The sequence below is a fragment of the Pseudomonas sp. RA_15y_Pfl2_54 genome (assembly GCF_963971015.1).
Classification (GTDB): Bacteria; Pseudomonadota; Gammaproteobacteria; order Pseudomonadales; family Pseudomonadaceae; genus Aquipseudomonas; species Aquipseudomonas baetica_A.
In genome coordinates this window covers 1-24,626 of the sequence record NZ_CAXAPN010000007.1, presented here as the reverse complement: position 1 = coordinate 24,626, position 24,626 = coordinate 1, and the positions used below count along the sequence as shown (strand labels likewise).

The window sequence follows — 24,626 nt, the reverse complement described above, 5'->3', positions numbered from 1 at the left end:
CTTGCCCGAAGCGCTTGACGACGTGTCACCCTCCGGGACCTTCCGGGGCATCAATGAAATGATCGCGTGCGGCATCTGTCGTCGTCGCGCGCAATGCCTTACGGCAGCGGCAATCAACATCTTCTCGCTGGCCGAGGAACGTTCAAACAAAGGATGAGGCTATGGTTCAAGTTCGCAAACTGGTGTTAGCAATAGCGGCCGCCTCGGCGCTGTCCTCCGGTATGGCGCATGCCCTCGGGCTCGGGGAGCTGACCCTGAAGTCGACCCTGAACCAGCCGCTGATGGCCGAGATCGAGTTGCTCGACGTCAAGGATCTCACCGCGGCCGAAGTGGTGCCGAGCCTGGCTTCCCCTGAAGATTTCGCCAAGGCCGGCGTCGATCGTCAGGCCTTTCTAAACGATCTGACCTTCACCCCGGTGCTCAACGCCAGCGGCAAAAGCGTACTGCGCGTGACGTCGAGCAAGCCGTTGTCGGAGCCGATGGTCAAATTCCTCGTGCAGGTGATGTGGCCCAATGGCCGTCTGCTGCGCGATTACAGCGTGTTGCTCGATCCGTCGAAGTTCTCGCCGCAGACCGCTGACGCCGCCACGCAACCGGCGCCGTCGCAAACCATCACCGCGCCGACCACTGGCGCAACGCATCCTGCCCAGTACACCACGACGCCACGCGATACCTTGTGGGAAATCGCGGCAAAGGCGCGCAACGGTGGTTCGGTGCAGCAGACCATGCTGGCGATTCAGGCGCTTAACCCGGACGCGTTCATTGGCGGCAACATCAACCTGCTGAAAACCGGTCAGGTGCTGCGCTTGCCGGACTCGGTGCAAAGCACTGCGCTGCCGCAGTCCAGGGCCATCGCTGAAGTTGCAGCGCAGAACGAAGCCTGGCGTCAGGGGCGTCGCTATGTGGCCAAGCCTGGCACCGGCCAGCAACAGCTTGATGCGACCAAGCGTGGTCGCGCCAATACCGGTATTGCGCCGAATGCCGAAGACAAGCTGAGCCTGGTTTCGGCCGAAAGCGCGAAGGCGCGCGGTAAAGGCCCGGCAGGCGATGCCAAGGCCTTGAGCGATAAGCTTGCGGTCACTCAGGAAAGCCTCGACACGACTCGTCGTGACAATGAGGAACTGAAAAGCCGCATGGCCGATCTGCAAAGCCAACTGGACAAGCTGCAACGCCTGATCGAGCTGAAGAACAATCAACTGGCGAAAATGCAGGCCGAAGGGCCTGGCGCTGCGCCAGCCGTGAATCCTGCTGTTGCACCGGTGCCGGCCATCACCGCCGAGTTGGCTGCTACGCCTGCAGAAGCTGCATCGGCCTCTCCGACCCCGGAATCGGCTATTGCGCCGCCGGTTGATACGCCGGCTGAGACTCCAATTGTCGAGCCGAAACCGGCTGTCGATGACGAGAAGACATTCAACGAACTGCTGACCAATCCGGTCCTGCTGGGCCTGGTCGGTGGTGGTGCCGTCGTTCTGCTGCTCTTGCTGCTGTTGTTGGCCCGTCGCCGCAAAGCCCAGCAAGAAGCCGATAAGCATGTGCGCATGGCCCGCGCTCTGGCCGATGAACAAGACTTCTCCGCCGAGCAGGATCTGCCGGAAAGCAGCTTCGAAGGTCTGGAAGTGCCTGCTGCGAGCGTCAAACTCAATACGCCGGCTCCAGCGCCAACTCCAGCGCCAGTAGTGGCGCCTATCGTGATGGCCGAACCTATTGCCGCGCCACTGGTTGCGCCGGCAGCCGAGCGTTCTGACGATGTGTTGGACAAGGCGCAGTCGCACATCAGTGCCGGTCGCCTGAACCAGGCTGCTGCGTTGCTGGAAGAGGGCGTCAGCCTCGAGCCGCAGCGCAGTGACCTGCGTCTGAAGTTGATGGAAGTCTACGGTCAGCAGGGCGACCGCGATGCGTTCGTGGGGCAGGAGCGTCAATTGGTGGCCAATGGCGACAACTTCGCCAAGGTCGAAGAACTGAAAAGTCGCTTCCCGGCCATGGCGGTAGCGGTTACGGCTGGTCTGGCGGCTGCCGCTGTCGCCGCCGAACTGGATGCACAATACGTCAAGGACTTGCTGCTGGATGAGCCGCAAGAGCCCGCACCGGCATCTGTGGAAGATGATCTGGACAGCACGTTTGACCTGAGTCTGGATGACCTCGACAACATTACCCCGGTGGAGCCTGCACCCGTCGTTGAGCCGCAAGCGCCCGTTGAACTCGACGAATTCCCGTCAGACGACGACCTGAGTTTTGAATCGGTGCTGCAACAGCAGACCGACATCAAAGAGAACCTGGATGACCTGTCGGATTTCGATCTGGATCTGGATCTTGGTGCCGAGCCAGCCCCGTCCACGGCCGCATTGGCCGATGACGACTTCCTGCTGGATCTTGATGAAGGAGTGAAGGACCTGCCGCCGGTCGAGCCGCCGGTCGTTGCTGACGTGCCGCAGGATGATCTGGAGCTGCCAGCCGATTTCGATCTGTCGCTGTCTGACGAGATGGATAGCAATCCAGCCGCTGAACCGGATGCGTTCGCTGCCGAACTCGATGACGTCAATGCCGAGCTGGATCGTCTGTCGCAGAGCATTGCCGAGCCAACGTTCACCGAAGCTGATGCGGCGCTGGGTGGGGATCTGGGCGAAGACGATTTCGATTTCCTCGCCGGCACCGACGAGGCGGCGACCAAGCTTGATCTGGCCCAGGCCTACATCGATATGGGCGACAGCGACGGCGCCCGTGACATTCTCAACGAGGTGTTGACCGAGGGTGACGAGAAGCAGCGCGGCGAAGCCAGGGAAATGCTGTCGAACCTGGTTTGATTCAGCCATTAGCGGTAAACAAAGCGGCAGCCCATTGAGGCTGCCGTTTTTGTTTGGGTTGGATTCGGCGGTGCTTGATTGGCCGTCTTCGCGAGCGAGCCTGCTCCCAGCGTTGGAATGCATTTCAATGGTGTGCGGGCTTGCTTGCGAAGAGGCTGGGCCGGTCGGCAGAGAACTCACTGGCATCCCCGGTTCACAGCCTTATAATGCCCGCCTTTGCAAAAACAGCAGGCTGTCCCACCTTGGCAAACATAGATAACCCGGTCGCCGAAATGGCGCCCGACGGCTTTTACCGCATCGCGCTGGGCGTTGAATACAAAGGCTCGCGCTACAGTGGCTGGCAGCGTCAGTCCACCGGTGTGGCTACAGTGCAGGAAGCCCTCGAAAAAGCTTTGTCGAAAGTCGCCAACTCGCCGGTTTCGCTACAGTGCGCCGGGCGTACCGACGCGGGCGTACATGCCTGTGGACAGGTGGTGCATTTCGACACTCAAGTCGATCGCTCGCTCAAAGCCTGGGTGATGGGCGCCAACATTAACCTGCCCCACGACATCAGTGTCAGTTGGGCCAAGGTGATGCCGGCGCACTTTCATGCGCGGTTCAAAGCCATCGCCCGGCGTTATCGCTATGTGATCTACAACGATCAGATCCGTCCGGCGCATCTCAACGAAGAAATCACCTGGAATCACCGTCCGCTGGATGTCGAACGCATGGCCGAGGCCGCGCAATACCTGATCGGCACCCATGATTTCAGCGCGTTTCGTGCCGGTCAGTGCCAGGCCAAGTCGCCAATCAAGAAGATGCATCACCTGCGCGTGACCCGTCACGGCAAGATGATCGTGCTCGATATCCGCGCCAATGCTTTCCTGCACCACATGGTGCGCAACATCGCTGGCGTGCTGATGACCATCGGCGCGGGCGAGCGCCCGGTTGAATGGATGAAGGAAGTGCTGGAAAGCCGCGAACGTCGTTCCGGTGGTGTGACGGCGCATCCGTATGGTCTGTATCTGGTGCAGGTCGAGTACCACGATGAGTTCCCGTTGCCCGAGCGTTTTATCGGGCCACACTTCCTGACGGGTTTCTCGGAACTTGACGGCTGACGCCCTCGAACGCTTTTGTTACCATCCGGGACTTTCCCGGATTTGCCTCGGAGTTTTTATCGACATGTCAGCCGTTCGCAGCAAGATTTGCGGGATTACCCGCATGGAAGACGCGTTGGCTGCTGTTGAGGCCGGGGCGGATGCGATCGGATTCGTGTTCTACGCCAAGAGCCCGCGCGCGGTGACCGTGCAGCAGGCGCGGGCGATCATCAAGTCATTGCCGCCATTTGTGACCACGGTGGGCCTGTTCGTCAACGCCAGTCGCTGCGAGCTGGGGGAAATCCTCGATGCCGTGCCGCTGGATCTGTTGCAGTTCCATGGTGATGAACCGGCGCATGAGTGCGAAAGCTGGCATCGTCCTTACATCAAGGCATTGCGGGTCAAGGCCGGTGACGACATTGCTGGCGCCTGCAACGCCTATCCGACCGCCAGCGGCGTGCTGCTCGACACCTATGTCGAGGGGGTGCCCGGCGGAACCGGCGAGGCGTTCGACTGGTCATTGATTCCTCGGGGGTTGAGCAAGCCGCTGATTCTGGCGGGCGGGCTGACCCCCGAGAACATTGCAGACGCCGTGGCGCGGGTTCGGCCTTACGCGGTGGACGTCAGCGGTGGGGTAGAAGCGAGCAAAGGCATCAAGGATCATGCAAAGATTCGGGCGTTCATCAACGCTGTACGCAAAGCGCCATATTGATGTGACGGCTGGCAGTCTGCCGCCGTCCATCAATGCACTTGCACAAAGCAGGCGAGGCTGAGGGTTTTTGGGTTGTACGAAGGTCAGTTTTGCTGGCCCGGCGCCCCACCAATCATCGCCACACACATGAATTTAGCTGAAGGGCATACGCGGGGCTGCGAACCAGAGCGTTCGGGCCGCCGGTACTGGAGAAAGAAAGCATGAGCAACTGGTTAGTAGACAAACTGATCCCTTCGATCATGCGCTCGGAGGTCAAGAAGAGCTCGGTGCCTGAAGGTCTGTGGCACAAATGCCCGTCCTGCGAGGCTGTGCTGTACCGTCCGGAGCTGGAAAAGACCCTGGACGTTTGCCCCAAGTGCAACCACCACATGCGCATCGGCGCACGGGCGCGCATCGACATCTTCCTCGATGCCGAAGGTCGCAATGAACTGGGCGCCGATCTGGAGCCGGTTGACCGTCTTAAATTCCGCGACGGCAAGAAGTACAAGGATCGCCTGACCGCTGCTCAAAAGCAGACCGGTGAAAAAGACGCACTGATTTCCGTAAGCGGCACCCTGCTGGGTATGCCGGTGGTGGTTTCGGCGTTTGAATTCAGCTTCATGGGCGGTTCCATGGGCGCCATCGTCGGTGAGCGTTTCGTGCGTGCTGCCAACTACGCGCTGGAAAATCGTTGCCCGATGATCTGCTTCGCCGCCTCCGGTGGTGCGCGTATGCAGGAAGCGCTGATCTCGCTGATGCAGATGGCCAAGACTTCCGCTGTGCTGGCGCGTCTGCGTGAAGAGGGCATCCCGTTCATCTCCGTGCTGACCGATCCGGTCTACGGCGGCGTTTCAGCCAGTCTGGCCATGCTAGGCGACGTGATCGTTGGCGAACCGAAGGCCCTGATCGGTTTCGCCGGCCCGCGCGTTATCGAGCAGACCGTGCGCGAAAAACTGCCGGAAGGCTTCCAGCGTAGCGAGTTCTTGCTGGAACACGGTGCAATCGACATGATCATCCACCGTCAGGAACTGCGCCCACGTCTGGGTAACCTGCTGGCACAAATGACCGGCAAGCCGACGCCGGTGTTCGTCGCAGCGCCAATCGAGCCAATCGTGGTTCCGCCGGTGCCTGCCAACCTATGACCGAGCGCACCCTTGGCGAGTGGCTCGCCTACCTTGAGCAGTTGCATCCCTCGGCCATCGACATGGGGCTGGAGCGTTCGCAACAGGTAGCGTCCCGCATGGGGCTGGGCCAGCCGGCGCCCAGGGTGATTACGGTTACCGGCACTAACGGCAAGGGTTCAACCTGCGCTTTTGTGGCTTCTTTGCTGCGGGCGCAGGGCCTGAGCGTTGGTGTCTACAATTCTCCGCACCTGCTGCGTTATAACGAGCGGGTGCAACTCAATGGCGTCGAAGCCACTGAGTCGCAGTTGTGCCAGGCTTTTGCTGCCGTAGAGGCTGGGCGCGGCGACACTTCCCTGACTTACTTCGAAATGGGCACCCTCGCGGCGTTCTGGCTGTTTCAGCAGGCCGGGCTTGACGCTGTGGTGCTTGAAGTCGGTCTGGGCGGGCGTCTGGATACGGTCAATGTGGTGGACGCCGATATCGCACTGGTGACCAGCATTGGTGTTGATCACGCCGACTATCTGGGTGATACACGCGAGTCTGTGGCCTTCGAGAAGGCCGGTATCTTCCGCCAGGGCAAGCCGGCCTTGTGTGGCGACCTCAATCCTCCGCAACCGCTACTCGACAAGGCTCGCGAACTGGCGTGCCCGTTCTTCCTGCGTGGGCGTGACTTCGACCTGGGCATCACTGATCGGTACTGGCAGTGGCGCGGGACTGACGCGCAGGGCTGTGTTGTCGAGTTGCACGATCTGCCACTGCTCGATCTGCCGATGGAAAACGCCGCGCTGGCGTTGCAGGCTTATTTATTGCTCGGTTTGCCGTGGAATGCGCCGCAGATCGCGGCGGCCTTGCAGGCGACGCGTGTGGTTGGGCGTCTGGATCGCCGTCCGTTCGAGTGGAACGGCAAGCGCCTGAACCTGTTGCTGGATGTCGGTCACAATCCGCATGCGGCCGAGTATCTGGCTCGTCGCCTGGCTTCGCGGCCTCCGGTTGGCAAACGTCTGGCGGTATTCGGCTTGCTGGCGGACAAGGATCTGGAGGGTGTTGTCGGCGAATTGAATGCTAGTGTCGAGCACTGGGCTGTGGCGCCGCTCGATTCGCCACGTGCTCGCCCGGTGAATGAATTACATGCGGCATTGCAGAACCTTGGCGCATCCGTCACGTCATACGATAGTGTCGCCGCCGCTCTGGAAGGGCAGTGCGCTGTGGCCACAAGCGACGACGAGATTCTGTTGTTCGGATCATTTTATTGTGTCGCCGAGGCCCTTGAATGGCTGGTCCGGCGCTCCACGGAGGAAGCGGCAAATGGCTTTGCTGGATAAAGCGTACAAACAGCGCATGGTCGGCGCTCTGGTGTTGGTGGCGCTGGCGGTGATTTTCCTGCCGATGCTGTTTTCCCGGCAGGATGAGCAGCGCCAGGTCACGGTTGATGCGCCGGCTGCTCCGCAAGCGCCTGCCGTGACGCCAGTGCAGTTGGAGCCGGTTGCCGTGCCTGAGCCGCAAGACTTGCCGCAAGAGCCTGTGCCAAGTGATGAAGAGGTCGCCGAGCAATCGGCGCCTTCTGCGCCGATTTCACCGGCACCTGTGGCTTCGGCGCCAGTCACCAAGCCGACTCCGGCACCCGTGGCCAAGCCGATTCCTGCGCCTTCTCAGCCTATTGCTGCAGCGCCGACCAAGCCTGACACCACGCAGAGTCGTGTCGATGCCAATGGTCTGTCGGTGAGCTGGTCGGTGCAACTGGCTAGCCTGTCGAGCCGTGCCAATGCCGAAAGCCTGCAGAAAACCCTGCGCAGCCAAGGGTACAACGCCTACATCCGTTCTGCCGATGGCAAGAATCGGGTGTTCGTCGGGCCTCTGATCGAGCGCGCTGAGGCCGATCGTCTGCGTGATTTGTTGAGTCGCCAGCAGAACCTCAAGGGTTTTGTCGTGCGCTTCCAGCCTGAGCGCGGTTAAAAACTATCACGCTGATTGAAAAGCACTGACAATCGCAGCTTACCGACAGCCATGCGCTCTGCTAAAATGCGCCGCCTTATCCGTCTGTAGGCTGCACTGTGCCATTTACCTGGGTTGACTGGGCGATCGTTGCAATCATCGCCATCTCCGCTTTGATCAGTTTGAGCCGCGGCTTCGTCAAGGAAGCATTATCGCTGGTGACCTGGATCATCGCAGGAGCTGTCGCCTGGATGTTCGGTGGCTCACTGTCCGAGTACCTCGCCGGATACATCGAAACCCCATCGGCCCGCGTGATCGCGGGCTGTGCCATCATGTTTGTCGCCACACTCATCGTGGGCGCAATGATCAATTATCTTATCGGCGAGTTGGTTCGCGTCACCGGGTTATCCGGGACCGATCGATTCCTCGGCATGGCCTTCGGCGCTGCGCGTGGCGTGTTGCTGGTGGTCGTGGCGGTCGGGCTGTTGAGCCTGGGGCCGGTACAGCAGGACGGGTGGTGGAAAGAATCACAGCTCGTGCCAAAGTTTCTATTGGTCGCCGACTGGTCCAAAAACCTGATTCTCGGGTGGAGCAGTCAGTGGCTTGCCAGCGGAATCAGCGTACCCGCTGATATTCCGTTCAAGGAGCAGCTCTTGCCGTCGGCCAAAACGCCGCAGTGAGTGTTGTTCAGTTCAGATCCATAAAGTAGGGGTTGCGTCGCATGTGTGGCATCGTCGGTATCGTCGGTAAGTCGAACGTCAATCAGGCGCTGTATGACGCGCTAACCGTGCTCCAGCACCGCGGCCAGGACGCTGCCGGTATCGTGACCAGCCATGATGGCCGGTTGTTCTTGCGCAAGGATAATGGTCTGGTGCGTGACGTGTTTCATCAGCGTCACATGCAGCGCCTGGTCGGCCATATGGGTATCGGTCATGTTCGCTACCCGACTGCGGGCAGCTCGACTTCGGCCGAAGCTCAGCCGTTTTACGTCAACTCGCCTTACGGCATCACCTTGGCGCATAACGGCAACCTGACCAACGTTGAGCAGTTGGCCAAAGAGATCTACGAATCCGATCTGCGTCACGTCAACACCAGTTCCGACTCGGAAGTGCTGTTGAACGTTTTCGCTCACGAGCTGGCCCAGCGCGGCAAGCTTCAGCCGACCGAAGAAGACGTGTTTGCCGCTGTCACCGACGTGCACAACCGTTGCGTTGGCGGTTACGCCGTCGTGGCAATGGTGACCGGTTACGGCATTGTCGGTTTCCGTGACCCGCATGGTATTCGCCCGATCGTATTCGGCCAGCGTCACACCGACGAAGGCGTCGAATACATGATCGCCTCGGAAAGCGTTTCCCTGGACGTGCTCGGATTCACTCTGATTCGCGACCTGGCACCGGGCGAAGCGGTCTACATCACTGAAGACGGCAAGCTGCACACCCGTCAGTGCGCGACCAACCCGTCCCTGACTCCGTGCATCTTCGAACACGTCTACCTGGCGCGTCCGGACTCGATCATTGATGGTGTGTCGGTTTACAAGGCCCGTCTGCGCATGGGTGAGAAGCTCGCCGAGAAGATCCTGCGCGAGCGTCCAGAGCACGACATCGATGTGGTTATCCCGATCCCCGACACCAGTCGCACTGCAGCGCTTGAGCTGGCTAACCATCTGGGCGTGAAGTTCCGCGAAGGTTTCGTCAAGAACCGTTACATCGGTCGTACTTTCATCATGCCGGGTCAGGCTGCCCGCAAGAAGTCGGTACGCCAGAAGCTCAATGCCATTGAGCTGGAATTCCGCGGCAAGAACGTGATGCTGGTCGACGACTCGATTGTTCGTGGCACCACTTGCAAGCAGATCATCCAGATGGCCCGCGAAGCCGGCGCGAAAAACGTCTACTTCTGCTCGGCCGCTCCAGCAGTGCGATTCCCGAACGTGTACGGCATCGACATGCCAAGTGCTCATGAATTGATCGCTCACAACCGTTCGACTCAGGATGTGGCTGATCTGATCGGTGCTGACTGGCTGATCTATCAGGACTTGCCTGACTTGATCGAAGCGGTCGGCGGCGGCAAGATCAAGATCGAAAACTTCGATTGCGCGGTGTTCGACGGCAAGTACGTCACTGGCGACGTCGACGAGGCTTATCTGGACAAGATCGAACAGGCACGCAACGATGCCTCGAAGGTCAAGACCCAAGCGGTCAGTGCGATCATCGATCTGTACAACAACTGAGTTTCTACCGGCCCTGAGGGGCCGGTTTTGTATCTGGCAAAAGACTTCCATTTATTCAGCGCAGGGCAAGGAGTGACAGCATGAGTCAGGAATGGGATGCCGGTCGGCTTGATAGCGACCTCGAAGGCGTAGCGTTCGATACCCTGGCCGTACGTGCCGGTCAGCACCGTACGCCGGAAGGTGAGCACGGTGATCCGATGTTTTTTACGTCCAGCTACGTGTTCCGCACCGCTGCCGACGCGGCTGCGCGGTTTGCTGGTGAAGTGCCGGGCAACGTCTACTCGCGTTACACCAACCCCACGGTGCGCGCGTTTGAAGAGCGCATTGCGGCGCTGGAAAGCGCCGAGCAGGCTGTTGCGACCGCCACGGGTATGGCCGCGATCATGGCGGTGGTGATGAGTCTGTGCAGTGCCGGCGATCATGTTCTGGTATCGCGCAGTGTGTTCGGTTCGACCATCAGCCTGTTCGAGAAGTACTTCAAGCGTTTCGGCGTTGAAGTCGATTACGTACCCTTGGCCGAACTTTCGGCTTGGGAGGCGGCGATCAAGCCCAATACCAAATTACTGTTCGTCGAGTCGCCCTCCAATCCGCTGGCTGAGTTGGTGGATATCACCGCGCTGGCGCAAATCGCTCACGCCAAGGGCGCTATGCTGGTGGTCGATAACTGCTTCTGCACGCCTGCGTTGCAGCAGCCATTGAAGCTCGGTGCGGACATCGTCGTGCACTCGGCGACCAAATTCATCGACGGCCAGGGCCGTTGCATGGGCGGCGTGGTGGCTGGTCGTAGCGAGCAGATGAAAGAGGTCGTCGGTTTCCTGCGTACCGCCGGGCCAACCCTGAGCCCGTTCAACGCGTGGATCTTCCTCAAAGGTCTGGAAACCCTGAACCTGCGGATGAAGGCCCACTGTGCCAACGCGCAACAACTGGCTGAATGGCTGGAGCAGCAGGAGGGCATCGAAAAAGTCCATTACGCCGGTCTCAAGAGCCATCCGCAGCACGAGTTGGCCCAGCGCCAGCAGAAGGGGTTCGGTGCCGTGGTGAGTTTCGAGGTCAAGGGTGGCAAAGAGGGCGCCTGGCGTTTTATTGATGCAACCCGGTTGATCTCGATTACCGCCAACCTCGGCGACAGCAAAACCACCATCACGCACCCGAGCACCACCTCTCACGGCCGACTCGCGCCGCAGGAGCGTGAAGCAGCAGGCATTCGCGACAGTCTCATCCGCATCGCCGTAGGGCTGGAAGACGTGGTCGACCTGCAAGCCGACCTGGCGCGCGGTCTGGCGGCGTTGTGATCGAGTTGTCCACTCTGAAAGCGGGGACCCATGGCCGTGTTGCGCTGGTCACGGGTGCCGCGCGAGGAATCGGCCTGGGCATCGCTGCCTGGGTGATCAGCGAAGGCTGGCAGGTCGTGCTGACGGATCTTGATCGGTCGCGTGGGTCGAAAGTGGCGAAAGTGCTGGGCGAGAACGCCTGGTTCATCGCCATGGACGTGGCGCAGGAAAGCCAGGTCGCGCTGGGCGTGGCTGAGGTGTTGGGGCAGTTTGGGCGTCTCGATGCGCTGGTGTGCAATGCGGCGGTCGCTGATCCGCACAACATCACCCTGGAAAGCCTGGATCTGGCTTACTGGAATAGGGTGCTGGCGGTGAATCTCAGTGGGCCGATGTTGCTGGCCAAGCATTGTGCTCCTTATCTGCGAGCGCACAACGGCTCGATCGTCAATCTGGCGTCGACCCGTGCCGGGCAGTCCGAGCCGGATACCGAGGCATATGCGGCGAGCAAGGGCGGTCTGTTGGCGTTGACGCATGCGCTGGCTATCAGCCTCGGGCCAGAGATTCGCGTCAATGCAGTCAGTCCGGGCTGGATCGATGCGCGCGATCCTTGCGCGCGTCGCGCCGAACCGCTGGCCGATACCGATCATGCCCAACATCCGGCGGGCAGGGTAGGGACGGTCGAGGATGTGGCGGCGATGGTGGCGTGGCTGCTGTCGCGCAATGCCGGATTTGTCACCGGGCAGGAGTTCGTGGTCGATGGCGGTATGACCAAGAAGATGATTTACGCGCAGTGAAAGCCAGCTTCAAGCTGTAAGTCAAAGCACGGCAGTGAGGCGCCTGGTGTATGTGTTCTTGCTTTTGCTTGTTGCTCGACACTTATCGCTGAAAGCTGTTTTTGAAAAAAACTTCAATCCTGCTATTGACTTAGGTTCACTACCTGCGTAAATTTCGCGGCCTCGGAGATGCAAACGGGTGATTAGCTCAGCTGGGAGAGCGTCTGCCTTACAAGCAGAATGTCGGCGGTTCGATCCCGTCATCACCCACCACTCCCCGAGAGACTTGCGTAAGCAAGAGCGTAGGCTGAAAGTGCCTGCACCGACGCGCAGCGGTAGTTCAGTCGGTTAGAATACCGGCCTGTCACGCCGGGGGTCGCGGGTTCGAGTCCCGTCCGCTGCGCCATATTTTACGAGTCAGGCATTGTCTGGTTCGCGATTGCAAAGCACCGAAGCTTTCAGTCAAAACGAGTTACTTGAGCGCAAGCTCAAAGCGATACGCAGCGGTAGTTCAGTCGGTTAGAATACCGGCCTGTCACGCCGGGGGTCGCGGGTTCGAGTCCCGTCCGCTGCGCCATATCTGTTTCAAGGACCACTGAACGCCTTGAAGCACCGAAAAAGCCGTTGGCTGATTCGGAAGCGATAGCAAAAACCCTGGTCGAAAGACCGGGGTTTTTTGTGTCTGAAATTTGACCTTTCCCGTTTGGCTTCTTTCAGTCGACCGATATTGAGCACAAATCCCTGTGGGAGCCTGCTGGCGATAGCGCCAGTGCAGCCAATATCTTTGGAAGATGCACATCACCATCGTGAGCAGGCTGTAAGCGCGCGGCCAGCTCACCTTCCGAACTCCAGTATTCGCAGCGTGCAAATGAAATCACTGAGTCGCTGCCGCAAAGTGGGCGTCCGTATAACCACGCGAGGCCTTTGAGCGCTTATACAGCGTAGCGAAATTCAGGACAGACCAAATCTTGCGATTTACTGCTGCGTTGGCATGCTGCGGTCTGTGTCGTGACGGCCATGATTAAGGTCGTATCTGGATGTGTCTCCAGCTTACCGGTCAGTATAGTCAACTCCGTCCCGATGCCGGAGTGCCTGAAATTGGACAATACCCGTGAGCGATTGATTGACTCAGCGCTGAAGCTGTTTCTGTCGGAAGGTATATACATTACTGGTGTGATGGCCATCGCCGCGATGGCGGGTGTTACCAAGATGACGCTCTACAGCCATTTCCCCTCAAAGGATGCGCTGATCGTGGCTTGCCTCGAGAAGCGTGATCTGCGCTGGCGCGAAGAGGTCGCGCGCACTTTGGCAAGACAACCTGACCCTGTCAGTGGAATGCTCGCTTTTTTCGATCTGTATCAACGCTTTCTTTTGAAAGATAGCGGGCGCGGATGTCTGTTCGTCAACAGTGCGGCTGAATTCCCACAATTTAGCCACCCAGTGCATTTGGCTGTAAGCAGGCATAAGCAAGGGGTGCGCGAAAACCTTACTGCATTGGCCGTGAGTGCCGGTCTGAGCGACCCTCACGTAGTTGCTGAGGGGTTGTTTATCTTGCTGGAGGGTAGTTTTGTCACCGGCGCCATGGGCCAGGACGCGCAGGTATTCGACACTGCGCGGCAAATGGCTCATTGCTGGATCCGCAAGCAGGCTGGGCAGGAGCAAAGCGTATGACCCTTGGCTTGTTAGCGGCCATTGCTGCCACTTTTTCTTGGTCGCTGCTTTACATCTTTCCGGGGCTTGTCGGCGATTACAGTCTTTTTGATCTGGCTGTGGTGAGCTATGCCTTTGCCGGTTTGGGTAGTCTGTTAGTGCTGTTTGTTTACCGTGGCGAAGTGCGGCAGTTGAGGCTGGGCGACTGGGCTTGCGCCGCACTGTTGGGCTTCCTGGGATACATCGGTTACTTCTTTCTGATTACCACTGCGGTCTTGGCAGCCGGGCCGGTGATCCCTCCGGTGATGATGGGGTCAGTGCCTATCGTGCTTGCGATTGCCGGCAACATGCGCAGCTCTAGCGTGCCTTGGCGCGCCATTTCCGGGCCGTTGTTGGTGGCGGCTTTAGGCATCAGTCTGGTCAACTTGAGCGTGTTTGATTTTGGTAGCGCCACGGTGGTGCTACCGACAACCTCGATAATGTTTGGGCTCCTGGCATCGTTGCTTGCAATCGGATTCTGGACGGGTTTTGGCCTGATAAATGAAAGTGCTTTGGCTCGACGCCCAAGTATGTCGCCCATGTTGTGGTCCGCCATGCTGATCTTCATGTGCAGCGTCGAAATGCTGGCTTTCATCCCGGCTGGGCTTTACTTGAAGTTGTCCCACTTCGCTAGCCATTCGGGCGGGTTGGCAGGTACTCAGGCGCTAATAGTCTGTGGATTAATTCAGGGCGTGGGAGCCACCCTTGCAGGTGCCTGGGCATGGTCAATCGCAACCCGGCGCCTACCTCTGGCGCTGAGCGGGCAATTGATCGCCAGCGGGACTATTTATGCAACTGCGATGGGTTTGCTCATCAACCAGCGCTGGCCCTCTCCTATGGAAGCGCTTGGGACAGGGTTGCTATTCGTTGGGGTGGTGTGGGCTATTCACGCCTTTTATCGCAGAAGAGCACATAGCGAGATGCATCGTTTAAAAACTGGCCTTTGACTAATGTGAATGTGTCGGTACGGGGCATTTCAGGTACCTGCTTTGGATTGATTTGTACTGGGCGGACGCAGACAGCAGGCTCACTCCTGCAGAAGCTGGACAGCGTTTTGTCCAGTGACTTGCTGCGGCGCAAGGTTGCAGTAATTCTGATTCTTTAGTCAGATTTTTGTAACTGCTTGTTTGCCGCAGCCGCAGAAACCTTTAAAGTTAACCTTTCGGTCAGCTTTGCACTGTCAACACGGCTCTTGGCCTCGCCAGAAAGGGCTTCTGCAAGACTCGAGATTCCCAGTAGATAACCAGAAGGGTGGACTCATAACCGCCCAGAGGATGATCCATGTCCAACCGTGAAATATCCCGGCGCTCGTTCCTTCAGGGTGGGCTGGTGGCGGGAGTGAGCGTTACGCTCACGCCGCTCAGCAGTCAGGCGCTGGCTGCCTTGATGGAAAACAGCGTCACCGTGCCGTCCGAAAAGTGGCTCGGCAACAACGGCAAGGCGCGCCAGCGTAACGACGCCCTGTCCAAGGTCTGCGGCAGCAAGGTGTTTGCTCGCGACATCCGCTCCAGGGACATGCCGGGTTGGCCTGAGCAGCAAGGCCACGCCATGCTGCTCAAAACCATCAAGGCTGACCATATCTATAACGGTTACGACCTGTCGTGGCTGGGCGCCGATTTGCAGCCTGACCGCATCGTCACCGCTGCCGATCTGGACAAGGACGGTATCGTTTTCCCGGAAGAGCACGCGCCAGATCCACTTTTGGCTGAGGGCAAGGTGCCGATGTTCATCGGCCACCCGGTCGCTATCCTGATCTGGAACGACTTCGAGCGTTTTCGTCAGGCCAAGAACAAGCTCAAATTCAATGACAAAGCGATTCGTTACGGCGCCAAGGTGCCTTACTACGAAGGCGACCCCTACGGCAGTTTCCGCTACGTACGTGTGGGTGGCCCGACGTCGGCAGACGAAGATGAATTCGCCAGCCTCAAGGACTCGATCCTGTTCCCGATGCTGAAAAACCGTCGTCCGGTGTGGAATTCCCAGCCGAACCTGCACGGCAACCTGACCGAACGCGGTTTGTTCTACGCCGACCGCATGAAGAAAGAGATCGATACGCCGCCGGATAACTGGCTGGTGTTCGACGAGCGTTACAAGACCCCATCGATCGAACCTGCCGCCATGGAGCCGGACAACGGGAACGGTTGGTACGACCCGGCCACCAAGACGCTGCACTTCGTGGTGGCGACCCAGTGCCCACTGGAAGCTGCGACCGAGACCGCGAAAATGATCGCGCCCTCGCGCTTCGGTCTGGCGAACCTGAACATGCACCCCGGTTACACCGTCGGTTACGGTTCCAAAGACCACAACATCTTCGTTTACTACGCAGCACTCGCTGCGCTTTACGGTGCCGGTGTGCCGGTGCGCCTGGCCAACGATCGCTACGAGCAATTCCAGAGCGGCATCAAGCGCCACCCGTTCGACATCCGCTACCAATTGGCCGTGGACAAGAACGATTACACCTTCAAGATTTTCCGCGCCGAAATGAGTGTCGACGGTGGCGGGCGGGTCAACTACAGCCCCTCGGTTGCGGCAGTTGGCGCCACGGCGGCGCAGTCGATCTATTACATGCCGCAGAACGATCTGCAGGTCACCGCTTATCACTCACGCGCTGTTGAGGCGGGCTCGATGCGCGGTTACGGCACGCTGCAAAGCATGGCGTCGACCGAAATGATGGTTGATGAAATTGCCAATCGGCTCGGCGTCGATGCGATCGATTTGCGCCGCAAGAACGCGTTGCGTTCGGGTATGAAGAACACTCAGGGCGCGATCCCGGCCGGTGCTCTGCGCCTGCACGAGATTCTCGACAAGGCCGCAGTGCACGAAGTCTGGAAAAACCGCGACGCCATCAAGAAGCAGCGCGAAGCAGCCGATCCGGACAACTGGTACGGCGTCGGTTTCGCCATTTGTCAGAAAGACTTCGGCACCGGCTCCGAAGCACCGATGGCCAGTATCGAATTCACTGCCGAGGGGCGCATCACCCTGCGTCATATCGGCATTGAAATCGGCACCGGCATGTCGACTTCGCAAGCCCTGGTCGTCGCTGATTTCCTCGGTAGCCCTGCCCATGAAGTGAAGACCGGCGAAACCGAATGGAAGGAAATGCAGCTGATTACCAGCGGCAACCCTTACATCATGAGCCAGGCCGAGCAGGACAATCTGCTGCGCAACCCGCGTTGGGTCGGCAAGCTGGCTTCGGCTTCCTCGGCGACCAACTCGGCTTACTACTTCAGCCACGCAACCCGTGAGGCAGCGCGCGTGCTGTTCAACAACGGTTTGTGGCCGGCGGCCATGGAAATCTGGCGTCAGGGGCCTTACGGCGGTCAAGCCAACCCTTACGTCGTGCGTCGTGAAGACGCGCATTGGGTCGACGGCAAACTCACGGCCAACGGCATGCAGCCGTTGAGTTTCGAAGAGTTGGCCAAGCACGCTCATGAGCGCGGTCTGGTGACCGGCGCCACTGTTCATGCGTTCAACCGCTGGAGTTGGGCCGAGGCCGAATACAGCATCGACGGCGTGCGCGAGCGTTTGCCGCTTGACGGTCTGGCGGTGAAGTACGGCGATGGTGCGCCGAAGGCGAAGAAAGCGCTGATGAGCACGGCGGGTTTCCACCTGTTGGATCGCCAGAACATCAACTACCCGGTTGTTCAGTTGAACAACGCGGCGGTGACTTACTACAGCCCGGTCGCCACCCTGGTCGAGTTGAAGGTCAACAAAGGCTCGGCGCAAGTCGAAGTGCTCAACCATCATTCTTGGGTCGAATGCGGTCGGGTGTTGGTTGAAGAACTGGTCAAGGGGCAGCTCGAAGGTGGGGTCGCCATGGGTATTGGTCATGCGCTGATGGAAGAGATGCCGCTGTACGAGGGCGGGCCGGGGGAGGGTGACTGGAACTTCAACCGTTATCGCCTGCCAATGGCCCGGCATGTCGCGGTGTGGAAGCAGACGGCAGAGATTCTGCCACCGCTGTCACCCAGCGATCCGTCCAAAGGTATCGCTGAAGTGGTGATGATTCCGGTGGTCGGCGCCATTGGTAATGCCGTGGCGCACGCCATCGGTAAACGTGTTCGCGATCTGCCTATCACTGCTGCGCGCATCAAGGAGGCCCTCAATGGCTAACCGTCCGCTTCAACTGACCCTCAATGGTCAATCCGTCGGCCCGGTGGACATCCCTGATGACCTGCCGATGATCGACTACCTGCACGAATACAAAAACCTGACTGGCTCGCGTCTGGGCTGCGGCCAGGGTATTTGCCACGCTTGCGTGGTGATCGTCGATAACCCGGACGGCACCAGCGAAGAAGTGCGCACCTGCATTACCGGCGCGCATTACTTCGAAGGCAAGAAAGTCCGCACCATCGAATCGCACGCCAAGCGTGACGAGAGCGGGCAGGTCACCGAGCTGAATCCGATCCAGCAGCGCTTTGTTGATGAGTTCGCCTTCCAGTGCAGCTACTGCGCGCCGGGCTTCGTCAACGCCGCGACCGTGTTGGTGGAAAAGCTGCAACGCCAGCCAATCGTCCAAAGCAAACTCGAACAAGTCATCGAGGACAGCCTCGGTCATCACATATGCCGTTGCACCGGGTACGTGCGTTATTACAACGCGACCCGCAACGTGCTGACCGATCTCGGCCTGGTCAAGGAGGGTTAAGCATGAAGCTATTACTGACCCGCCTGACCCTGGCGGTCGGGCTGGCTGCGCCAGTGTTGTTTGTCCACGCCGATGATCAGGTCAAGCGCGGCCAATACCTCGCCCGCGCCGCCGACTGCATGGCTTGCCACACTGCACCGGGTGGCGCGCCATTTGCCGGCGGGCTGCCAATCGTCTCGCCGTTCGGCACGATCTACGGCACCAACATCACCCCGAGCAAAGAGCATGGCATCGGTTTGTACAGTGATGACGAGTTCTACGCTGCGTTGACCGAGGGCAGGCGTCGTGACGGCGCAAACCTGTATCCGGCGATGCCGTACACCTCGTATCACCTGATGCCGCGCGAAGATTCGGATGCGATTCATGCGTACCTCAAAACCGTTGAGCCGATCGAGCGGGCAGCGCCGGTCACCAGCCTGAGCTTTCCGTTCAATGTGCGTCTGGGCCTGATGGGCTGGAACATGATGTACGGCAAAGACGTGAAGCTGGAATCTGCCGACGGCAAAAGCGACGCCTGGAAGCGTGGCCAGTACATGGTCGACGTCCTCGGCCACTGCGGCGAGTGCCATACGCCACGCGGGCTGTCGGGCGCAATGCAAATGGACAAGCGTCTCACTGGTGGCATCCTCAATGGCTATCTGGCGCCGAGCCTGCTGGCCACTGATCTGGCCGCTCGCGGCTGGAATCATCAGGACCTGAGCACATTCCTCAAGCATGGCATGAGCGCGCAGGGCACGATGTTCAACGAGATGTTCCCGGTGTTCCACAACAGCACTCAGGGCTTGAACGATACCGATCTGGCTGCCATGGCGACCTTCCTGCTCGGCGATCAACCGCCGGCAGCCAAAGAGCTCGTCGCCGTGCCGGTCGACAAGCTCGGCGCGAGTGCCCAACGGGGCCGTCAGGAATATTTGAATGTCTGCGCCGGTTGTCACGCGGCGGGTGGTGAAGGCAAGCCGCACATCGCTGTTGCCATGCGCGGCAACACCACGCTGCGTCTGGAAGATCCACGCAATCTGTTGCGGGTCATCGAGGACGGTATCGGCGAGCAGAAATTCTCCGGGTTCGAACACATGCAACCGATGCCGGGTTTTGCCGACAAGCTCAGTCCTGAGCAACTGACCGATCTGCTCAACTACCTGCGTCAAGGGTGGGGCGGCCAGTCCGGAGAGTTGGCGGTAAGCGAAGTTCAGAAGCTGCAAGCTGACGCGCCGCCCATCGAGCACAAGGCGCACTGACATGCAGCATCTCGATCTGCAAGTGGTGCGGCGTGCATTGGAGTGGTCGGTAGCGGGGCAGTGCATCTGGCTCTGCACCGTGTTGACCACCTACGGTTCGGCGCCGCGTGCGCCGGGTTCGCTGCTGGCAGTGAATGACGGCGGGCAGTGGATCGGGTCGCTGTCCGGCGGCTGTGTCGAGGAGGATTTTCTCGAGCGCCTCGCCGAGGGTGCGTTTTTCGATGCGGTCAACGTCGTGCGTTACGGCGAAGGCGACGATCCGCGTTCGCGGGTCAGTCTGCCCTGTGGCGGTATTCTCGATGTGCTGGTAGAGAAATTTGACGCTGGCTGTGACGTGCAGGCGCATCTGCGTGAACTGGAATCGGCGCTGCTTGGTCAGCGTCGGCTGATTCGTGAAGTCGATCTGGCCAGTGGTGCGCGCAGCCTTTTTGCAGATCGCGAACAGGGTGCGCGGATCGAGCGTGAGATCGATCGGGTACGAATCCGCGTTGGTGCGGCTCAGCGTCTTTTGCTTGCCGGGTATTCCAGCGTGGCGCAGGCGTGTGCCGAGTTTGCGGTTGGCTTGGGTTTCGAAGTGATTCTCTGCGATCCGCGTGATGAGGTGCTCGAAGGCGTGGTACTCAGTGGCGTAGAGATTCGTCGGCAATTGCCGTCGGTGTTCATTGCCGACGGTGGCTGCCATCGCGACACGGCGGTGGTGGCGCTGACGCATGATCCGCGTATCGATGATCTGGCAATGATGGAGGCGGTGCGCACCGAGGCCTTTTACATTGGCGTGATGGGTTCACAGCAGACGTCGCAGAAACGCTTTGAGCGCCTTCGCAGGATTGGCGGATTGGGGGAGGGCGAGTTGGCGCGGATTCACGCGCCGATCGGCCTGAACCTGGGCAGCAAGACACCTGCGGAAATCGCTTTGGCGGTGTTGGCGGATATCTTGCGGATCCGTAGCGGGATTGCTCGGGATCACCTCTAAACGCCTTGCGTTCAATAAAAAGGGCCGCTGTTCAGCGGCCCTTTTTTTACATTCCGAATTTGTCACGCAAGCCGTAATACCAGGCACCCAGCGCAGCAAACGGCGTACGCAGCATTTGCCCACCCGGGAACGGGTAGTGCGGCAAGTCGGCAAACGCATCAAAACGCTCAGCCTGACCACGCAGTGCCTCTGCCAATACCTTGCCTGCCAGATGTGTGTAGGTCACGCCATGGCCGCTGCAACCTTGCGAGTAATAGATGTTGTCGCCCAGACGTCCAACTTGCGGCAAACGCGACAGCGTCAGCAGAAAGTTGCCGGTCCAGGCGTAGTCGATCTTCACGTCCTTGAGCTGCGGGAAAGCCTTGAGCATTTTCGGGCGGATGATTGCTTCGATGTTCGACGGATCCCGCGCGCCGTACACCACGCCGCCGCCGAAAATCAGGCGTTTGTCGCCAGTCAGGCGGTAGTAATCGAGCAGGTAGTTACAGTCTTCGACGCAGTAGTCCTGCGGCAATAGCGCTTTCGCCAGTTCTTCACCCAGCGGTTCTGTGGTGATCACTTGCGTGCCGCACGGCATCGATTTGGCTGCCAGTTCCGGCACCAGATTGCCGAGGTAGGCATTGCCGGCAACGATGATGAATTTGGCCCTGACCTTGCCTTGCGGCGTGTGCACGACCGGATTGGCGCCGCGTTCGATGCGCACGGCTGGCGACTGTTCATAGATGACGCCGCCAAGGGACTCCACGGCAGCCGCTTCGCCCAGCGCAAGGTTCAACGGATGAATGTGGCCGCCGCTCATGTCGAGCATGCCGCCAATGTACTGATCACACGCGACGACTTCGTGGATGCGGCGTTGATCGAGTAGTTCGAGTTGTGAGTGCCCGAAGCGCTCCCATAGACGCTTCTGCGATTCAAGATGACCCATCTGCTTGGCCGTAAGGGCGGCGAATACGCCGCCGTCCTTCAGGTCGCACTGGATGTTGTACCTGGCCACGCGCTCGCGAATGATCCGGCCGCCTTCGAAGGCCATCTCGCCGAGCAACTGCGCCTGTTTCGGGCCAACAGTACGCTCGATCACATCAATGTCGCGGCTATAGCTGTTAACGATTTGCCCGCCATTGCGTCCTGAAGCGCCGAAGCCGACTTTGGCGGCCTCCAGCACTGTCACGCGAAAACCGTTCTCCAGAAGGAACAGGGCCGAGGACAGCCCGGTATACCCGGCACCGATTACACAGACATCCGTCTCCACATCATCCTGCAAGGCTGGACGTGGCGGTACGGCATTGGCCGACGCAGCGTAATAAGACTCTGGGTAAAGGGTGTTCGCCATTCTGTCGCCTCTGTTTAATATATTTTACGAGTGCGTCGATCCTACCGGAGTTGAAAAACCTCCGCCAGCCACCGGAAAATCTTCTTCATTGGCCGCAAATTAAATATTTTGCATATTCATAGGGTTAGGTGAAAAAAAGGTGTTGACACCCCTTCGGAATTCCGTAGAATGCCGCCTCACAGCAGGCACGTAGCTCAGTTGGTTAGAGCACCACCTTGACATGGTGGGGGTCGTTGGTTCGAGTCCAATCGCGCCTACCAAACAAAATCCGCTCTGCTGGGCGGTCTAGAAGGGCTCACCGAAAGGTGGGCCCTTTTTTGTTGTCTGGGGTTTGCAAGGCCCAGCCTTGAGTCGCCAATTCGGCGCATCCAGAGGGGGGGCTTTAATCCTTCTCGGGCGCACATGGGGAGTGTGCTGAAGGGGTGTCCGGTCAGGCTGATTTTTGTGATGTCGAGTTTGAGATTGGCTGAGTGGATCGCCTTTTGTCGCCAGCAGTCTTTTAAAATGTGTGGATATTTAATAGCTTACGATTTTATTTAACCAACCGGTTATGAGAAATACCTTGTAGCAGGGTGGGAGTTTCAGTAACATTTGTCCCGCGTTCACCACCACGGTTTATGCATTTTTAAATCCCGAGCTTCCATCAGCTGCTTGGGATTTTTTTTGCCTGTAATTTGGCTTTTTCGGGTTCTCTCTCCTTGTTTCAATCGCTCGATACATGACCGGCGATGTTGCGCGAGCATGTCCTTTATTTTTCGACTACTACTGACTGGCGATTTCCATCTCTTTACAGAAGGAGTCTGGCGATGCTGGTTCAATGGTTTCTAGCGGCTGTTCACTTACTGGCTTTTGCGTTGGGTTTTTGGGCGGTTCTGACTCGTGGAGCGGCGTTTAGCCGCTTGGTTGCAGGCTCAGGTGATGCCAGGCGCGTTTTGCTCGCCGACAATCTATGGGGTATTTCTGCTTTGGTTCTGCTGGTGACGGGTGGGATGCGCGCCTTTGGTGGCTATGAAAAGGGCACTGACTACTACCTGCATCAGCCGCTCTTCCATTTGAAAATGACACTGTTTGTGCTGATTTTGCTGATAGAGCTCTCGCCGATGATCAAGTTGGTCAAGTGGCGGATCTCGTTAGTGCGAGGTGCGGCGCTCGATACTGGCCGTGCAAAGCTGTACGCACGAATCAGTCATGTCGAGGCGTTGTTGTTGGTGCTGATGGTGGTGGCGGCCGCAGGTATGGCGCGTGGCGTGACGTTGGATTAGGCGGGCGAATTCTCTGCGCTCTATCGGAAACGTCCGACAGCCAGCCTTGGGAATGGCAGGTAGTATCGCTCGGCAACAGAGGATAGGGGCGGCAAGGAGCTGGAGTGAGGAGTTATGTGTCAGGCGCCGTGCCCAGCGAGTGGGGAGCGGATAGCAGTACGGCGCGTGAATCTTTAGCCAGTCATTACACGGGGCAAACGAACTGGCTACTGACTGCGAAAGCGGCTCAGGGCGTTTGTGGCTTGTCCGGGGCGGTCAGGCCAGCCTGGATGCGCTGGTAAATTTCTTCACGGTGCACCGCAACGTTTTTCGGGGCGTTGATGCCGATGCGGACCTGTTGGCCGCTAACGCCGAGGATGGTGATCGTAATGTCATCACCAATGTTTATGCTTTCACCGACTTTGCGGGTGAGTATCAGCATGGTCTTCTCCTTGATTGCTTTGTAGGGCACCTGATTCAGACAGTGCAGAGGTCGGTGGTACGTATAGATTAGTGCGAAGTCTCACGGTTTGGGTGCATCTTTCTGACGCGCAGATGTGGCATTAATTCCCAGGGCGTAACTATACAGAGGCTGCAATCATCAATCTCGTTGTTTTGTGCCCATTTTGCGGGGCTCGCGAAGTATTTATGAATGTTAAGATCACCGCTTTGAGATTTTCGAGGAAAGCGTTGTGCGCAAATGGGTCTGGATGGTCGCGGCACTGGCATTGGCTGGATGTGGTGAAGGCAAAAGTGTGGACACACAGAAGCCCAAAGTGGCAGTCGCAACAGCGCCTGCGGTGTCCTCTGCCCCGCAGTGGGATCTTGAGGTGCGCGGTGAAACGCCTCAGGCCGTCAGCGATTTGAGCGGCTGGTTGATCGAGCACGCGTTCGTTCCGACGGTCATCAAGGACGGTAGCGGCAAAACGCGAATTCTGATTGGCCCTTTCAACTCCCAGGCCGAGGCAGAGGCGCGAAAGGTGCTGGTGGATGCTGCCTTGGTGAAGGCCAAAAAGCAGAATGTTGAGTCAGTGTTGGTTGAGCATCCTCTGACGCCTTAAGCGATTCATTCGACGGAGCTGCTTGGCGGGCGATCGAGCTGGCTGATGTCGACATGTAAGAGGACAACCTTGGGGAAATCGTCGGTGCCTGCACTGACGGGTTTTGCGGCTGAGTTGCCTCGGGCTCTTCAGTGGTGATTGTCTCGTCCTGAATAAGGTTTACACCTTCTGGCTTCTTATCAGGAGGGGGCAATGGATACGGGCGCAAAACGTAGTCAGCGCGATTACACGCTGACTTTTAAATTGTCAGTTGTCGACCAAGTAGAAAAAGGCGAGTTGAGTTATAAAGAGGCTCAACGGCGCTACGGGATCCAGGGCCGGTCGACGGTGTTGGTTTGGTTACGCAAGCATGGTCGACAAGATTGGAGCCAAGGCGCCTCCATCCGTACCCAGAGGACTCGACCGATGGACGAGCCAACTTTGCCTTTGACCCCCGAGCAGAGAATCAAAGAGCTTGAGGAGCAACTGGCACTGGCAAATCAGAAAGCCAAATTTTTCGAAGATGTGGTCGATGTCCTGAAGAACGACTACGGCGTATCCATTGTAAAAAAGCG

General features: G+C 58.8%; 21 protein-coding genes and 4 tRNA genes. 23 read left to right on the top strand and 2 right to left on the bottom strand.

The annotated features are described in order from the left end of the window. Positions 1 to 161 precede the first annotated feature (161 nt). From AACY50_RS06900 to AACY50_RS06810, 19 genes are all read left to right on the top strand, one after another. On the top strand, positions 162 to 2,801 hold the full coding sequence (locus AACY50_RS06900) for a FimV/HubP family polar landmark protein (RefSeq protein WP_339538335.1): 2,640 nt from the start codon (positions 162 to 164) through the stop codon (positions 2,799 to 2,801). A 272-nt stretch (positions 2,802 to 3,073) separates the two neighbouring features. Continuing rightward, positions 3,074 to 3,898, top strand: coding sequence for a tRNA pseudouridine(38-40) synthase TruA (gene truA / locus AACY50_RS06895; protein ID WP_339433468.1), 825 nt, complete (start codon positions 3,074 to 3,076; stop codon positions 3,896 to 3,898). Between the two features lie 64 nt (positions 3,899 to 3,962). Beyond that, positions 3,963 to 4,589 carry a phosphoribosylanthranilate isomerase gene (locus tag AACY50_RS06890; RefSeq protein ID WP_339433422.1) on the top strand — a complete coding sequence of 209 codons (627 nt, stop codon included), beginning with the start codon at positions 3,963 to 3,965 and terminating at the stop codon, positions 4,587 to 4,589. Positions 4,590 to 4,789: 200 nt separating this feature from the next. Next, a complete protein-coding gene (gene accD, locus AACY50_RS06885) occupies positions 4,790 to 5,710 on the top strand; it encodes an acetyl-CoA carboxylase, carboxyltransferase subunit beta (protein ID WP_339433421.1) in 921 nt (306 codons plus the stop codon). After that, positions 5,707 to 7,014, top strand: a complete 1,308-nt coding sequence (gene folC / locus AACY50_RS06880; protein WP_339538334.1) for a bifunctional tetrahydrofolate synthase/dihydrofolate synthase — start codon at positions 5,707 to 5,709, stop codon at positions 7,012 to 7,014. The genes accD and folC overlap by 4 nt, the downstream gene beginning before the upstream one ends. Beyond that, complete coding sequence (locus tag AACY50_RS06875; protein ID WP_339465522.1) at positions 6,998 to 7,645, top strand: SPOR domain-containing protein; 648 nt, start codon at positions 6,998 to 7,000, stop codon at positions 7,643 to 7,645. The genes folC and AACY50_RS06875 overlap by 17 nt, the downstream gene beginning before the upstream one ends. A gap of 98 nt (positions 7,646 to 7,743) precedes the next feature. Further along, complete coding sequence (locus tag AACY50_RS06870; protein WP_039771589.1) at positions 7,744 to 8,304, top strand: CvpA family protein; 561 nt, start codon at positions 7,744 to 7,746, stop codon at positions 8,302 to 8,304. Between the two features lie 41 nt (positions 8,305 to 8,345). Further along, a complete protein-coding gene (purF, locus tag AACY50_RS06865) occupies positions 8,346 to 9,851 on the top strand; it encodes an amidophosphoribosyltransferase (protein WP_339433418.1) in 1,506 nt (501 codons plus the stop codon). 80 nt (positions 9,852 to 9,931) lie between these two features. Beyond that, on the top strand, positions 9,932 to 11,143 hold the full coding sequence (locus tag AACY50_RS06860) for an O-succinylhomoserine sulfhydrylase (RefSeq protein WP_339433417.1): 1,212 nt from the start codon (positions 9,932 to 9,934) through the stop codon (positions 11,141 to 11,143). Continuing rightward, positions 11,140 to 11,916, top strand: a complete 777-nt coding sequence (locus AACY50_RS06855; protein WP_339538333.1) for an SDR family oxidoreductase — start codon at positions 11,140 to 11,142, stop codon at positions 11,914 to 11,916. Before AACY50_RS06860 ends, AACY50_RS06855 begins: the two co-directional genes overlap by 4 nt. Before the next feature lie 176 nt (positions 11,917 to 12,092). Then, positions 12,093 to 12,168: transfer RNA gene (locus AACY50_RS06850), tRNA-Val, on the top strand. Between the two features lie 56 nt (positions 12,169 to 12,224). Beyond that, positions 12,225 to 12,301: transfer RNA gene (locus AACY50_RS06845), tRNA-Asp, on the top strand. Between the two features lie 94 nt (positions 12,302 to 12,395). Further along, positions 12,396 to 12,472: transfer RNA gene (locus AACY50_RS06840), tRNA-Asp, on the top strand. 521 nt (positions 12,473 to 12,993) lie between these two features. Beyond that, complete coding sequence (locus tag AACY50_RS06835; protein WP_339433415.1) at positions 12,994 to 13,566, top strand: TetR/AcrR family transcriptional regulator; 573 nt, start codon at positions 12,994 to 12,996, stop codon at positions 13,564 to 13,566. Further along, the gene (locus AACY50_RS06830; RefSeq protein WP_339465519.1) at positions 13,563 to 14,531 is read left to right on the top strand and encodes a DMT family transporter; all 969 of its coding nucleotides are present in this window, start codon (positions 13,563 to 13,565) and stop codon (positions 14,529 to 14,531) included. The genes AACY50_RS06835 and AACY50_RS06830 overlap by 4 nt, the downstream gene beginning before the upstream one ends. A gap of 334 nt (positions 14,532 to 14,865) precedes the next feature. Next, positions 14,866 to 17,697, top strand: a complete 2,832-nt coding sequence (locus AACY50_RS06825; protein WP_339538332.1) for a xanthine dehydrogenase family protein molybdopterin-binding subunit — start codon at positions 14,866 to 14,868, stop codon at positions 17,695 to 17,697. Further along, positions 17,690 to 18,229 (top strand): (2Fe-2S)-binding protein, encoded by a 540-nt coding sequence (locus AACY50_RS06820; RefSeq protein WP_339433412.1) that lies wholly within the window; start codon positions 17,690 to 17,692, stop codon positions 18,227 to 18,229. Before AACY50_RS06825 ends, AACY50_RS06820 begins: the two co-directional genes overlap by 8 nt. Before the next feature lie 2 nt (positions 18,230 to 18,231). Continuing rightward, positions 18,232 to 19,467: a c-type cytochrome gene (locus AACY50_RS06815; RefSeq protein WP_339465516.1), complete on the top strand. Its 1,236-nt coding sequence runs from the start codon at positions 18,232 to 18,234 to the stop codon at positions 19,465 to 19,467. A 1-nt stretch (position 19,468) separates the two neighbouring features. Next, positions 19,469 to 20,440: an XdhC family protein gene (locus tag AACY50_RS06810; protein WP_339433410.1), complete on the top strand. Its 972-nt coding sequence runs from the start codon at positions 19,469 to 19,471 to the stop codon at positions 20,438 to 20,440. 46 nt (positions 20,441 to 20,486) lie between these two features. Here the strand turns inward: AACY50_RS06810 and AACY50_RS06805 are convergent, their stop codons facing one another. Continuing rightward, entirely contained in the window at positions 20,487 to 21,770 is a 1,284-nt protein-coding gene (locus tag AACY50_RS06805; protein WP_339433409.1) for an NAD(P)/FAD-dependent oxidoreductase, read from the bottom strand. Positions 21,771 to 21,953: 183 nt separating this feature from the next. Here AACY50_RS06805 and AACY50_RS06800 point away from each other — a divergent pair. Further along, positions 21,954 to 22,030, top strand: a tRNA-Val gene (locus tag AACY50_RS06800). Positions 22,031 to 22,576: 546 nt separating this feature from the next. Continuing rightward, positions 22,577 to 23,032 (top strand): DUF2214 family protein, encoded by a 456-nt coding sequence (locus AACY50_RS06795; RefSeq protein WP_339538331.1) that lies wholly within the window; start codon positions 22,577 to 22,579, stop codon positions 23,030 to 23,032. A gap of 226 nt (positions 23,033 to 23,258) precedes the next feature. Here the strand turns inward: AACY50_RS06795 and csrA are convergent, their stop codons facing one another. After that, positions 23,259 to 23,453 (bottom strand): carbon storage regulator CsrA, encoded by a 195-nt coding sequence (csrA, locus tag AACY50_RS06790; protein WP_003179932.1) that lies wholly within the window; start codon positions 23,451 to 23,453, stop codon positions 23,259 to 23,261. Positions 23,454 to 23,703: 250 nt separating this feature from the next. Here csrA and AACY50_RS06785 point away from each other — a divergent pair, with 250 nt between their 5' ends. Next, positions 23,704 to 24,072, top strand: coding sequence for an SPOR domain-containing protein (locus AACY50_RS06785; RefSeq protein WP_339433407.1), 369 nt, complete (start codon positions 23,704 to 23,706; stop codon positions 24,070 to 24,072). Between the two features lie 192 nt (positions 24,073 to 24,264). Next, on the top strand, positions 24,265 to 24,626 hold a 362-nt coding region (locus tag AACY50_RS06780), incomplete at its 3' end, for a helix-turn-helix domain-containing protein (protein ID WP_339507415.1).

Excerpts from the sequence above, each read along its gene's own strand:
- AACY50_RS06890 (WP_339433422.1), top strand. The coding sequence starts at position 3,963 with ATGTCAGCCGTTCGCAGCAAGATTTGCGGGATTACCCGCATGGAAGAC.
- AACY50_RS06805 (WP_339433409.1), bottom strand. The coding sequence starts at position 21,770 with ATGGCGAACACCCTTTACCCAGAGTCTTATTACGCTGCGTCGGCCAAT.
- AACY50_RS06820 (WP_339433412.1), top strand. The coding sequence starts at position 17,690 with ATGGCTAACCGTCCGCTTCAACTGACCCTCAATGGTCAATCCGTCGGC.
- AACY50_RS06860 (WP_339433417.1), top strand. The coding sequence starts at position 9,932 with ATGAGTCAGGAATGGGATGCCGGTCGGCTTGATAGCGACCTCGAAGGC.
- AACY50_RS06830 (WP_339465519.1), top strand. The coding sequence starts at position 13,563 with ATGACCCTTGGCTTGTTAGCGGCCATTGCTGCCACTTTTTCTTGGTCG.
- AACY50_RS06900 (WP_339538335.1), top strand. The coding sequence starts at position 162 with ATGGTTCAAGTTCGCAAACTGGTGTTAGCAATAGCGGCCGCCTCGGCG.
- AACY50_RS06815 (WP_339465516.1), top strand. The coding sequence starts at position 18,232 with ATGAAGCTATTACTGACCCGCCTGACCCTGGCGGTCGGGCTGGCTGCG.
- truA (WP_339433468.1), top strand. The coding sequence starts at position 3,074 with ATGGCGCCCGACGGCTTTTACCGCATCGCGCTGGGCGTTGAATACAAA.
- AACY50_RS06875 (WP_339465522.1), top strand. The coding sequence starts at position 6,998 with ATGGCTTTGCTGGATAAAGCGTACAAACAGCGCATGGTCGGCGCTCTG.
- folC (WP_339538334.1), top strand. The coding sequence starts at position 5,707 with ATGACCGAGCGCACCCTTGGCGAGTGGCTCGCCTACCTTGAGCAGTTG.
- AACY50_RS06825 (WP_339538332.1), top strand. The coding sequence starts at position 14,866 with ATGTCCAACCGTGAAATATCCCGGCGCTCGTTCCTTCAGGGTGGGCTG.
- csrA (WP_003179932.1), bottom strand. The coding sequence starts at position 23,453 with ATGCTGATACTCACCCGCAAAGTCGGTGAAAGCATAAACATTGGTGAT.
- accD (WP_339433421.1), top strand. The coding sequence starts at position 4,790 with ATGAGCAACTGGTTAGTAGACAAACTGATCCCTTCGATCATGCGCTCG.
- AACY50_RS06795 (WP_339538331.1), top strand. The coding sequence starts at position 22,577 with ATGCTGGTTCAATGGTTTCTAGCGGCTGTTCACTTACTGGCTTTTGCG.
- purF (WP_339433418.1), top strand. The coding sequence starts at position 8,346 with ATGTGTGGCATCGTCGGTATCGTCGGTAAGTCGAACGTCAATCAGGCG.
- AACY50_RS06810 (WP_339433410.1), top strand. The coding sequence starts at position 19,469 with ATGCAGCATCTCGATCTGCAAGTGGTGCGGCGTGCATTGGAGTGGTCG.